Source organism: Thermococcus celericrescens (assembly GCF_001484195.1).
GTDB lineage: Archaea > Methanobacteriota_B > Thermococci > Thermococcales > Thermococcaceae > Thermococcus > Thermococcus celericrescens.
Genome location: NZ_LLYW01000033.1, coordinates 1 through 11,950 on the forward strand (window position 1 = coordinate 1; position 11,950 = coordinate 11,950).

10 protein-coding genes and 2 pseudogenes are annotated in these 11,950 nt (G+C 56.6%); 7 read left to right on the forward strand and 5 right to left on the reverse strand.

Annotated elements, in window-relative coordinates; all coding sequences use genetic code 11:
* The 4 genes and pseudogenes from APY94_RS09340 to APY94_RS09355 form a co-directional block, all read right to left on the reverse strand.
* A pseudogene (locus APY94_RS09340) lies at positions 1-232 on the reverse strand (DUF58 domain-containing protein); the annotation flags it as partial.
* The gene (locus APY94_RS09345; RefSeq protein ID WP_058939377.1) at positions 229-1,203 is read right to left on the reverse strand and encodes an AAA family ATPase; all 975 of its coding nucleotides are present in this window, start codon (positions 1,201-1,203) and stop codon (positions 229-231) included. The gene APY94_RS09345 and the pseudogene APY94_RS09340, both read right to left, overlap by 4 nt.
* A complete protein-coding gene (locus APY94_RS09350) occupies positions 1,200-2,192 on the reverse strand; it encodes a hypothetical protein (protein WP_058939378.1) in 993 nt (330 codons plus the stop codon). The genes APY94_RS09345 and APY94_RS09350 overlap by 4 nt, the downstream gene beginning before the upstream one ends.
* On the reverse strand, positions 2,185-5,406 hold the full coding sequence (locus APY94_RS09355) for a transglutaminase domain-containing protein (protein ID WP_058939379.1): 3,222 nt from the start codon (positions 5,404-5,406) through the stop codon (positions 2,185-2,187). Before APY94_RS09355 ends, APY94_RS09350 begins: the two co-directional genes overlap by 8 nt.
* Positions 5,407-5,520: 114 nt before the next feature.
* On the opposite strand from APY94_RS09355, the gene APY94_RS09360 reads away from it, so the two are divergent.
* From APY94_RS09360 to APY94_RS09385, 6 genes are all read left to right on the forward strand, one after another.
* The gene (locus APY94_RS09360; protein WP_058939380.1) at positions 5,521-6,306 is read left to right on the forward strand and encodes a BtpA/SgcQ family protein; all 786 of its coding nucleotides are present in this window, start codon (positions 5,521-5,523) and stop codon (positions 6,304-6,306) included.
* 125 nt (positions 6,307-6,431) lie between these two features.
* Positions 6,432-8,252, forward strand: a complete 1,821-nt coding sequence (locus tag APY94_RS13245; RefSeq protein WP_157065518.1) for a hypothetical protein — start codon at positions 6,432-6,434, stop codon at positions 8,250-8,252.
* The gene (locus tag APY94_RS13460) at positions 8,249-9,583 is read left to right on the forward strand and encodes a hypothetical protein (RefSeq protein WP_058939382.1); all 1,335 of its coding nucleotides are present in this window, start codon (positions 8,249-8,251) and stop codon (positions 9,581-9,583) included. The genes APY94_RS13245 and APY94_RS13460 overlap by 4 nt, the downstream gene beginning before the upstream one ends.
* 160 nt (positions 9,584-9,743) lie before the next feature.
* A complete protein-coding gene (locus APY94_RS09375; protein WP_058939383.1) occupies positions 9,744-10,175 on the forward strand; it encodes a hypothetical protein in 432 nt (143 codons plus the stop codon).
* 20 nt (positions 10,176-10,195) lie between these two features.
* A complete protein-coding gene (locus tag APY94_RS09380) occupies positions 10,196-10,585 on the forward strand; it encodes a hypothetical protein (protein WP_058939384.1) in 390 nt (129 codons plus the stop codon).
* A gap of 9 nt (positions 10,586-10,594) precedes the next feature.
* Complete coding sequence (locus tag APY94_RS09385) at positions 10,595-11,299, forward strand: hypothetical protein (RefSeq protein WP_058939385.1); 705 nt, start codon at positions 10,595-10,597, stop codon at positions 11,297-11,299.
* Here the strand turns inward: APY94_RS09385 and APY94_RS09390 are convergent.
* Positions 11,296-11,721 carry a hypothetical protein gene (locus APY94_RS09390; RefSeq protein WP_058939386.1) on the reverse strand — a complete coding sequence of 142 codons (426 nt, stop codon included), beginning with the start codon at positions 11,719-11,721 and terminating at the stop codon, positions 11,296-11,298. The two genes, APY94_RS09385 and APY94_RS09390, sit on opposite strands and share 4 nt — an antisense overlap.
* A gap of 60 nt (positions 11,722-11,781) precedes the next feature.
* Between APY94_RS09390 and glmM the strand changes: the two are divergent.
* Positions 11,782-11,950, forward strand: a pseudogene (glmM, locus tag APY94_RS12975) (phosphoglucosamine mutase); the annotation flags it as partial.

Sequence of the window (11,950 nt, forward strand, 5' to 3'; positions counted from 1 at the left end):
TACCCATACCGCGTTCGACCGTGACGCGCACCCTGACCTCGACCTCCTCACCGATCCGCACCTCCCTCCGGGATATTCTCCTCACCACGGTTATGCCCTTCGGCGGTTCGATCAGCGTCCCGAGGGCCAGGATGGAGAGGGGCACCGTGGCCAGGCCTATCATCCCGGGGGAGAGAAAAAGCGTCCCCAGGAGGAGTGCCCATAGGAGGTAGCCCGTCAGGTTCTTCCTCATCTTCCTTCCGCCCCTTTGGGAACGGGGGTCTTTTCTATGGCTTCCATTATAACGTCCTCGCCCTTGATGCCCTCGAAGGAGTACTCCGCCCTGATGACGACCCTGTGGGCCAGGGCGTCGATGGCGAAGGCCTTGACGTCGTCGGGGAGAACGTAGTCCCTGCCCTCCAGAAGGGCGTTTGCCTTTGCCACCTTCATCAGTGCGATTCCGCCCCTGGGACTCGGGCCGGCCTCCACCCTGGAATCCGCCCGGGCGTTCCTCACGAGCTCCGAGATGTACCTCACAATGTCCCTGCTGGTGAAAATTCTCTCCTCCACGAGGTCCTGGATTCTTACGAACGTCTCTCTGTCGATCATCGGTTCCATGTCCGCCGTTGGGTCGTCCTTTCTCCAGCTCAAACGCGCTTCGAGGATTGCCATCTCATCTTCCAGGCTCTTAGGATAGCCCACGCGCAACCTGAGGAGGAACCTGTCGAGCTGGGCCTCGGGGAGGGGGTAGGTTCCCTCGAACTCTATCGGGTTCTGTGTTGCGATGACGAAGAACGGCCGCTCCAGGGGGAAGGTCTCACCCTCTATGGTCACCTGCCGTTCCTCCATTGCCTCGAGTAGAGCGGACTGGGTCTTGGGGGGAGCGCGGTTGATCTCGTCCGCCAGAAGGACGTGGGTGAAGATCGGCCCCTTTATGAGCTCGAACGTTCCAAGGTTCTGGCGCCATACCTTCGTTCCCAGTATGTCCGCGGGGAGCAGGTCCGGGGTGAACTGAACGCGGGTGTATTTCAGGCCCAGGACCCTCCCAAAGGCTTTGGCCAGGAGTGTCTTCCCCAAGCCAGGGTAGTCCTCAAAGAGGACGTTCCCGTTGACGAGAGCCGCCGCCAGGGTCTTCCTTATGACTTCCTCGTTGCCGATGTAGACAGTTGAAATTCTCTCCACAATCTCTTCAAGCTTCTTGGAGGCTTCCTCAATCTCAGTCATGGCTTCCACCCCATCAGGTCCATCAATCCTTCAAAAACTTCCTCCACGATCTTCTTTCTCCTCTCAAGCTCGGCCCTCTCATAGCGCCGCCTTATCCAGAGCGGCATGAGGGGGGAGATCGGTTTTCCCTCGTAGTCCGCCACCTTCGAGATGAGCGCTCCGAACTCCTCCCTGTCCCCGAAGAGCCTCGCACCGTAATAGGTTACGAACGCCACCAGCGGTCCCCTCCTGCCGCGCACGACGAAATCCTCAACGGCCCTTCTGGCTTCCATCATCTCTGGGCCCAGCCTCTCCAGCGTTTTTGCCTCGTGCCTCCGCCACTGCTCGAGGAGGTAGCGCTCCGGGTCGTGCCCCGCCACGTGGGAGTACACCATCGATCCGGCCAGAACGACGCCCAGGACGAGCACCAGCCACTCCCCGTAGAAGACCAGCTCTGGGTGGCTCTCGCTGAGTTCCCCTCTAACGGAAACGTAAAGGCCCAAAACGCCGCCGAGGGCACCTATTCCAAGCAGGTTCCTCTCGATGACCTCCACCCAGGGGTACCTCTCGACGAGTTCTGAGGCGGCGTAGCCGAGCAGGAATGCGGCCCCGGCGTAGCTGAAGACGCTTCCGTAGGCCATCAGCGGGGGCGTTCTGGACAGGCCGTAGAGGGCCAGGAAGACACCAATCCCCCTAACGACCCTGGCCCGCTCCTCCAGATTCGGCGCGGTTAGTGCGACCCCAGCGCCGAATGAAATCAGGGCCAGCGGGAGGCGCCACTCCGGGATGGGGAGGAGAAGGGCCGCGGCCGAGAGGCCGAGCGGCACGAGAAACCCAGCGAGGAGCTCCCTCCCCAGCCCCTTCGCCACCTCCCGTGCGGCCATAAACAGCGCTAAAATTGCCGATGGCTCCTTGATGGCGCTGAGGGGCTCCGCCCAGGGCGAAAGGGCGTAGATGAGGGCAACCGCCCCGAAGTAAATGCCTATCCGTCCCCAGTTGAGCTTAAACAATGCAACCACCTCCAACCAGCTCGAGGAGCGAGCGGTAAAATTTGATGAACTCCCCCCGCGACACCTCGACCGTGCTGTACTTGGCACTCTCGAAGACCTCCGTTAGGGTGTCTAGGGGCTCCCATGGGTACATCATGTCCGTCAGCGCCGCAGCTATCTCCCTGGGGGTCATCCCTTCGACGTCCAGGCCAGTCCCTCTAGCCCATGGCAGGAAGCACCTCTCGTAGTAATCGACCACTGCGTCGTCGTAGCGGGGCACTATCCTCACGGTCGCACGTTCGATGAGCTCCCCGCAGCGGGCCTCTATGGTGTGTTCCCCAACTTCCAGGGTCAGGGTAAAGTCCCTGCCCTTTCCTGCCGGCTTTCCATCAACGTAAAGCTCCGCCTTTCCCTCGCACTCGATGCTCAGCTCCACCGTTTCCCCCTCCCTGAATACTGGAATGCCGTTGTTGAAGATAATCTTCAGAACCTTCTCTGCCTCCATTTTCTCCGGTTTTCTTCTCACGAGACGGTATCTGACTATCAGTGCACCGATAACCAGAGCTATGGCAATGTAGGTCCAGGGGATTCCCCGTTTTCTGGCTATCACGACGTGGAACCTCCCGCTCGCGGGCAGGTAGTAGGATGAGCCGTCGAAGGCAACGACCACCGTTGCGTTGGTTTCATCCTCCTGCACAGGAACTTCGAGGGTGGCTATTCCAGAACCGTTGGTCATTACCCGCATCGCGAAGCCGTCCACGCTGACGTTGAGGTAAACCCCGCTTACCGGATTGTTGGCGGAATCAACGACCCTGAACCTCAGCGCCGCGGTTTTTTCGCCCTCCGCCCTCGGCGTCAGGAGCTCTATTTCCACCGGTGAAAGAACCGCCACCGTTGTTCTCCCCAGTGTTCTGGTGCCGTGGCGGAATTCCACGGACCTTTCCCCGACCGTCTGGAAGGGTTCGATCGTCAGCTCAAAGCTTCCGTTGGTCACGTCTATCGGATAGGTCTTCCCCGGAAACACGTAGGCCTGAAGGGCCGCACCTTCAATCCCAACGACCTTTCCGCTGATTCTGATGGGCTCCCCGATTTCTCCGGTTATCCTCTCTGGAACCTCCAGCTCAACGGTCGCCACCGTGACGTTCATGGCGGATGGGGAGTAAACGGGACTTCCGGGGTACCTCACGGTCAGCACGTGCCTCTCAATCGTGGGGAGCTGGAGAACCAGGGAGAACCTGCCGTCCGCGAGGGCGGTGGTCTCTCCGAGGGGCCTTCCATCGAGGTAGTATTCGATGCTGACATTGGCTATCGGTCTCCCAGCCCCGCTGAGGAGGCTGCCGATGACCGTGACGTTGCCGGGTCTGGCCAGGATCAGCCCGGGCATCGAGAATCTGGCCAGCCCCCTGACTTCGACCGTGAATGTGGCCCCGGAGGGGAGGTAGGGGTATCCAATGGGAGTGAGGTAGTATATGAAGACCTGCTTAGTTCCGGGGGAGAGGTACACCGGGATTTTAACGGGGAGCGTGAAGGTCCCGTTGGATGCGTTTGCGTAGCCTATTAGGACGTCCCTTTCCCTGTCGTTTATGAACGCCGCCACTCTTCCCCGGCGCGGTCGTTCACCCGTGACACTGCCCTCCACGGTTCCGTTTATAACGAACGAGTCTCCAGCGGTCACCGCTCTCGGTACCTCTGCTTTTATTTCGGTTCGCTCCATGACGAAAACCGGGAGGTGGAGGTTGTATTCATCCGCGCCCCGCATGACCGTGAGGTTCTCGATGTGCCAGCCGTTTGGGTAGTCGTCGGGTGGAATTAGCCTGACGTACACCTTGGTCTCGTTCTGCAGGGTTTCGATGGAGAACCAGGAATCCACCAGCGGGGATTCCGTTTTGAGGCCCACCTCCCCGGTGCCTGGCACGGTGAGCTCCACCGTAAGCGCATCGTTCTTGCGCAGGTACGCCGTGACCGGGTCGGGCAGGGCGCTCACGTTTCCAGGGACAGTCACCGGGATGATCCGGGTCAGTGAGTTTCCTTCCCTATCCGTTGCCCTGACCATGACGGGATAGTAGCCTGGCTCCTCAAAGGGGCCCACCGTCAGGTTGTATATCCCCGACTCCCTGATGAGCGCTATCCTCCCGAGGGTTGGAACGTCCACGGCAACGCTCGCGTTCCCGCCGCTTGCGACCCGCTCGAACTTTATCGTAACCGTTCCGGAGGAACCGGGCTCCAGGGGCATCAGAACCTCGGGTGCCTCCAGTTCGAAGGGCATATACACGTTCTGATCCGTGGGGTGCAGGGGGTCGAAGACCAGCCAGCCCGCATCCTTGAAGTAAACCTCCGCCCAGAAGTGCCTGTTCTTTTCGGTCACGACCTGGGTCTGGGGGACTGCATCGATGTAAACTCCCTCGACGAGCCTCGAGGGAAGGCCGTTCAGTCTGGCCAGAAGCACGAAGGCGGAGGCGAAGTCGTAGGAGCTGCCTGCCTTTGATTCAAACAGGAACCACGTCAGCCTGTCTGCCCCTTCGGGGGGAGTCACGTTTTCCACGTGCCTGTAGTTGCTGGCCAGGTATCTGACTATGCTGAGCGCTTTCCAGTAGTCCGAGCGTGCCCCCGTCGTTATGCTCTCCGCCAGGGCCGCCAGCCGGGTGTCGTTGGGGGCCGAGAGATACTCCGTCTGGTTTCCTGCCGTGAGGTTGGCCAGGTAGGGCATGTCAAAGGTGTAGCCCACCGCTGAGAGGGAGTACGCGGTCACGTTCAGGGGTGTTCTGAAGAGGTTGTACTCCGGAACCACCTCCGCCCCGGCACCGTCAACGCGGGTCGTGTAGAGGGGAGTGAAGAGGTTCCCGCTGAGGGGAAGGAACGAGACAACGGTTATTCTGTCCCTTTCGGCGTGATGGGGGACTTTTATTTCCGGGGGGGCGATGACGCCGCTCGGAACCCTCGTGGCGTTTCCCGTCGTCCACCTTCCGTCGGTGTAGTCGGTGTACACGTTAAGCCTGAGGTAGTGGGTGTGGGCCGCTCCCGTTACGAGGAGAACGAAGTGGGGCGAAGCCGGAACCTCAGCCGGCGGCCCGGTTTCGTTGGTCTCGTTCCCGGGCGGAAGCTTCGGAGAGAGTATCTCCTCGATGCTCTTGGTTCCGGGTGGGGCCTCGATGAGGGCTGGTCCAAGCACGATGGAGACAAGGAGGAGGGAGAGCAGTGTTAGCGTGAGAAAGGCGATGTATTTCCGCCTCACCATGATGTTCCTTACTTCAACCGCGGGTTATATAAGGCTTTGCATCAATGTACTACTTTGAACATTTCTATCCAAAACCCTTAACTACCGGCGGGTCCTCCTTGGATTGGTGGTGGTATGGAGTTCGAAAGGAAGCCCCTCATAGGCATGGTTCATCTGAAACCCCTCCCCGGTTCATACCTCTACGGCGGGAGCCTTGATGATGTTATCGAGGCCGCCTTAAGGGATGCAAAGACGCTGGAAAAAGCTGGTTTCGACGCGGTAATGGTCGAGAACTTTGGCGATGTTCCCTTCCCGAAGTACGTGGACAAAACCACAGTTGCAGCATTTACCGCCGTCGCTAAGGCAATCCGCGATGAGGTGAGCTTTCCCCTCGGAATAAACGTTCTCCGCAATGACGGAATAGCCGCTTATTCCATAGCCTATGCCGTAAAGGCCGACTTCATAAGGGTGAACGTGCTGAGCGGCGTGGCCTACACCGACCAGGGGGTTATAGAGGGCATCGCCCACGAGCTGGCAAGGCTGAGGAAGCTCCTTCCTTCAAAAATTCGGGTCCTTGCGGACGTGCACGTCAAACACGCGGTTCACTTCTTCGACTTCGAGGATGCCATAAGGGACACGGTTGAGAGGGGTCTCGCCGACGCTGTTGTAATCAGCGGCAAAGCCACGGGAAAGCCCGTCGATGTGGAAAAGCTCGCCCTAGCTAAGAGAATCTCGCCGGTGCCAGTGGTGGTGGGTTCGGGCACTTCCTACAACAACCTCCCGGAGCTGTGGAAGCACGCCGATGCCTTCATAGTCGGCACGTGGATAAAGCGCGATGGGAAAGTTGGAAACGAGGTTTCCCCGGAGAGGGCAAGGAAGCTGGTTGAGCTGGCGAATAAACTTCGACAAACTTCCCTTTGAAGTTGACCTTAATCGAATTTCTTTTTGCGAAAGGTTTATTATCCATGAGTGTGTAATTTGTAGAATAAAGAAACCTGTCCCGCTTTTCTTTTTCCGCGAGATGGGTTTGCTCTGGTGGTGAAAAGATGACTGAAAAAGTCTGGCTTGTCCTCTTTGTGGGGCTGCTTATCCTTCAAGCGCCTTTTTCGTTAGGCGTTAACTTGGAAGAGGGTATCCTAACTACAGAAGAGTTAACGGGACTGAATCTTGTCGGAGTACAGTTTAACGGTTACTTCGTGGATTATTCATCGGCAGGAGTGCCGACCGAAATCCATTCCTGGTTCTACTCAGCTTATTTCAACTCTCCAGAGCACCAGGAAATTTCCATAAGGGTTGAGATGACTATAATTACGGATGCAGATGAGGATGCCGAGGTATCCATCTCAAAGGGAGATTATGATTCCCTTACCAGCGATGGGTATCAGTGCTATCTGAGCGACGACTACAAACTGTTGGAGTGCACAAAAACGGAAAATCCTGCCGGAATGGAGTTTCCACACTCTTCGAAATACTACGGTGCAAAAGCTGTGAAGGCTGCGAGGGTTGACGTGTGGGTGGAGGGGTATTTCAATAATACGAACCCGGTACCCTCCCTAGGAAAAGACGTGCTCTCAATAATCTCTTCTAAGGTCCCTTCCATAATAAGCTCTGAAAAAAATAGTGGATCTTCCCCTCAAGTTCAGATCCTTTCACCAAAAGACGGTGAGACTTTATATTTCGAACCCGGAAAGCCTTTGACATTTACCATTAAAGTGGCGGTCAACGATAACGATTTGACATATGCGGGGGCACACTATGAGAGCGGAACACCGAAAACCATAATGGTGGGCGGGGAACTTGAGCCGAAGCTTGGCCCAAATGGTGGAACGGGCTCCAGAGTCGTAACCCTCCAGCCGGACGAGATCGCCGAGGGGGAGGGGAAAATAAGAGCTTACGCCAGAGATTCTACCGGGAATGAAGTCGAAAAAACCATAACCGTCTACCTCCGGGAGAAATCCGCTTCTACGAGCTCTGTAGTTCCTTCCACCAGCTCCAGTTTTTCTTCCACCACAGGCACACCAACATCAACCAGAGCTCCAATAGAGGGGAAGCAGGAAGCTGGAGACCCATCGAAGTTCAAGAACCCCTTCAGCGGGATAAGGGTGGAAGGAATGCTCAGCGAAGGGGCTAAAGCCCGGATGGAGGTAACCCTCGACAAGCTCAAGGGCATAGGTTCTGGAGAGGGTCTTGAAACCGTTGAAGTAAAAACTCCCTACGGGAAGGACGTTAAGGTTATCCAGAAGGACGAGAAAGTTGAAGCAAAAAAGGGCTCTTCCCTCTGGTTTAAGCTCAAATATTACGGCGGTAAGATGCTTGACAAGGTTATTGACTCGGCCTCAGGTGCCCTTGACAAGCTGGTTGAAAAATTCATGCCATCCCCGGTCGGTCTCTGCAAGGACTACGTCAAGGCCTACAAAGATTCTCAGCTCTTCCAGGGGGATGAGGCAACTCAGAGAACCATGGAGGACCTCCACGTGAGCAAGGAAGGGGCTGAAAGCTACAATGAGATGAGCGGAATTGAAGATAGACAGCTCGCATCGTCGCCCTACAAAAACCTCGTCCCATCGACTCCGCTGACCAAGCCCTTCGAGTTCACCTTCGGCGCGCTTGAGAAGGGGTTCAAGCATACCCTGGCAAACAACTACAAATGGGAGTTCGAAAAAACTGCAAAGACTGCAATGAAGTACAAGAAAGCCGGCATGAAATACGAGGATATTGTTGACCTGACGATAAGGGACGTTGAGGAAGAGACGAGCTTTTCCCGCCAGGTTCAGGCGATGAACGCCCAGTCCAAGGGGAAGTACCAGAGTCAGAGGGAGAGGCTGAAATTCTACCTTAAAAAACTCCACGAGGAGGGTAAGATATGAAGGGGAAGGCGCTCCTCATGATACTCCTGCTCCTCGGAGGTTACCTGTATCTCAACGGCTACATCAAAATCCCGGACAACCTCAGCCCCGACAACAACCCCTACCCTCCAGGAGAAGGCTCGGGTTCAGGAGGTTTCAGTACTGGAGAAGTTGCCCAGGGTCTCAGAGGGACCGTGATTGAGATGGGTGCCTCCGACGCTTACGTATCCCTTTCGGGTGAGAGAACGCTTGTCCAGTTTGAGGCCCCTGCCGTGAACGAGGCCCTTATGGGCATGGCCTACGAGGTGGCAAAGAAGGCCTACGAAGCCAACCCTGCAAAGGAGGTCAGGGTGGAGGCTTACTACCTCGGCGAGCCGGTTTTGGGGTTGACCATAAACAACGGCAACTTTGATAACCCCGAATTCGAGGATATAAGAAGGCCGGAATTCAAAGTGGAGTCTGACCTGTGGCTCTTCGACGTCCTCGTCCACAACGTCACGGTCACCAACGAGACCGCCAGCGTCACCCTCGAGTACCTCGCCGACGGGGAGGGCTTCTGGAAGGACTACTTCGCAATGAGTTTCCTCATCCTCGAGGATGCCCCGTGGGTTGAGGAGGTTTCGATAACATACCTCGCCGACAACGGGAGCCTGACGCTTTCCACCTCAAGCGACGACATATTAAGGCTCCACTCCGGAGAGATAACCGCCGACGAACTCCCCAACATAGTCCACATAAGCGCCGAGAATGCCGGGGGCAGCGTTGAGCCTGGGGCCACGTGTGCTCCAAGTAAGGAGGAAGCGTACAGGCTCTTCGTCCAGGCCTACAACAACGTTACCTCCCTTCAGGCATCAGGAGCGAGCGATGAGGAGATTCAAGAAGCCTACGCGAAATATCAGAAGGCCAGGGCCTGCTACGAGTCCTTCCTAACCACGACGACCTCCGCAGCGCCCATAGGAGAAATGGGCGAGATCAAGAGCGCTACCCTCGATACTGAAGGAACAATGGTAATGAAGTTCTCCACAGGTGAACTCTGGAATTCAGACCAACTGAGCCAGCTGACGGGGGAGGGTTATGACCTCATGGCCGAGCCCTGGTGCGTTGAGTATCCGGCTTTACTCGGCCACTGGATAGACCTCGGCGAGGGGAGCCTCGATACCCTGGACCCGAGGGTGGTGCCGGCCTCTGGCTATCCGGTGGGGGAGGTCAGCGGGGAGATAGAGATGGGCCACGTCTATGTTAACAGGAACGCCGATGGAACGCTTACAGCCTTTGAGCTCGTCTCCCACGAGAAGACCGGCGACTGCTCCCACAGAATAACGATAAGGTACGCAAACCTTGGAGGGGGCTGAGACGGAGCCCTTAACCGGATTACACGTCCTCGGCCCGCTTCTGGGCCTTTTCCTGCTTTTGGTAGCGTTAGCTCTCCTTGTTTTGTTTGCAAAGCTGGCTTTAATGCTCATTAGGAGGCTTGTTTGATGATATTGAAGAGAAAAGTGGGAAGTGTTTGATATGGAAAAAGTGGTTTACGTTATACCCAACCTGGAGTACCGCAAGGGTTTCCTCAAGAGCGCCCTTGTAAACCTGGTTGTGACAGACCAGAGGATAATAGTGGCCCACGTGAAGAAGGAGATGATCCAGAAGGCGAGAGAAGAGGGCTTCTTCAAGAGGATCTCATCCGGCTGGACGATGCACGAGCGCTACTACGACATGTCCCCGGAAGATATAGCCAATGAGGCCCGGGAGAACTTCTCGATCCCTCTCCGCGAGATAAAGGAAGTCAAGCTCAAGGGCGGTAACATAGACGAGGGCAAGAAGGATGAGATGGAGATAAAGTGGAAGGAGAAGAGCAAGTTCTCCGGGAACATGAACCAGCGGGAGATAAAGAAGAAGCTCTCCGACCTCGGCGTTAAGGTCAAGGGAGGGGAGCTATTCGGATTTTAAAGGTAACGGGGGTGAGAAGGATGGGACTCATTAAAAAGCTGTTTGCTGGAGTTTTCCTCTTGATTCTGCTCGGGGTTATAGCCCTCTTCGGCATGCAGTACTACTACGATGCATTCTACGACAAGGTTCCCGTGGAAGTGAAGAGCGATACGGTTAGCGGGGATGTTTTCTACCTCTCACACACCCTTGAAGCCGGCACGTACAGGATAGAGGCCGGGGGAACGGGAGTCGTTAAGGCCATCAGGATACTCGAACCCGGTACTAACGCGGTCATCGCGACCTACGAGGACAGCACGAACCTGATTTACGGCTCGGCGAAGCCCTTCGTGGTGAGGGTGGACTACTCCCCGCCGAACCCGGGCGAGAGCTACACCGCAACGGTGGGCATATACCGGCTGGAAAAGAAGTGAGGTGAGAAAATGCGGAAGGTTTACGCGATTTCGGCCCTGCTGCTCGTGGTTGTGATGCTCGCGAGCGGCTGCACGGACGAGGGTATTACCACGGAGAAGACCCTCACCGTAAACGGCATCACCGTCCACTACTCCGGCGACGTGTCCATGAGCCAGGCCAAAGCCCTTATTAACTTCATCAACGCCGAGCTGAACCCCGATGAGATGGACGTTTACGTGAAGAAGGAGAACGGCTACGTCGTTGGATTGACCAGCACCTACGGGAGCGCCGACGAGCTTGAGGCTTCCCTAAAGTTCTACCTCGTCTTTTTGGCGTCAAAGATGTCGCAGGACGTTTTCAACGGTGAACACGTGCTCCTTCAGGTTCTCGATGACGAAAAGAACGTCCTCTACCAGGTGGGGAGCAAGTACCGCTACGTTTCCTCAAACGGCATAAACGTCTGGTACACGGGGGCGAGCGAAGAAGACGCCCAGAAAGCCCTGAACTACCTGCTTGACTTCGCAGGAAGCGGACCGTGGGACGTAATCCTCGAGAAGAGCGGCTCCACGTACCACGTGAGGGCAATGAGCTCCTTCACGAGCGAGGAAGAAGTTAACTCCGTCAGGGACACGTACACGGAGCTGGTATCGGGCCTTGAAACTGCCCTGAACGGTAGCGTCGTTCTCCACGTCCTCGACCCCGATGGAAACGAGGTGGCCGTATTTGGGGGTTAGCCTTTTACCCCCTTCTCTCTTGTACTGTCGCTTTTTCCCTCTCCTTCTACCTGGATTCTCTGCGCCAGCATGTTGAGCCTCTCCTCCTCGCTCTCCCTTCCACGGTAGCCGAAGTAGAAGCCAATGACCGTGGATAGCACGCCGAGCAGGTAGTCCCTCAGCTCCGGTGGGACGTTGAGGTATTTGTTTCCAATCACCAGCACCATAAAAGCGGCAACGAAGATGGCCGCTATCGCCCTCCTCATCTCCCCCTTGTCGAGGGAGCGGTTGTTGCTCCAGCCCATGAAGAGAACCACGAGGAACACCAGGAAGGGAAGCGCGATTAAGGTTATCGCCACGTCGAAGTAGAGGCCGGCGAAGGTCAGCACTCCAAAGGTCAGAACGGAAAAGAGTATCGCCCCCTTAACGTACGCCTCCTCCACGATATCACCCAAAGGATTATATTCGCTCCCAGTATATACGCCTTTAGCCAGGTGGTGCCCATGGGGAAGTACTTTGGAACCAGCGGGATTCGAGAGGTCGTCAACGAAAAGCTAACCCCGGAGCTAGCCTCAGGCGTCGGCAGGGCCCTGGGGACTTACCTCGGCGGGGGAACGGTCGTCGTCGGCATGGATACGAGGACGAGCGGCGAGATGCTGAAGAGGGCCCTGG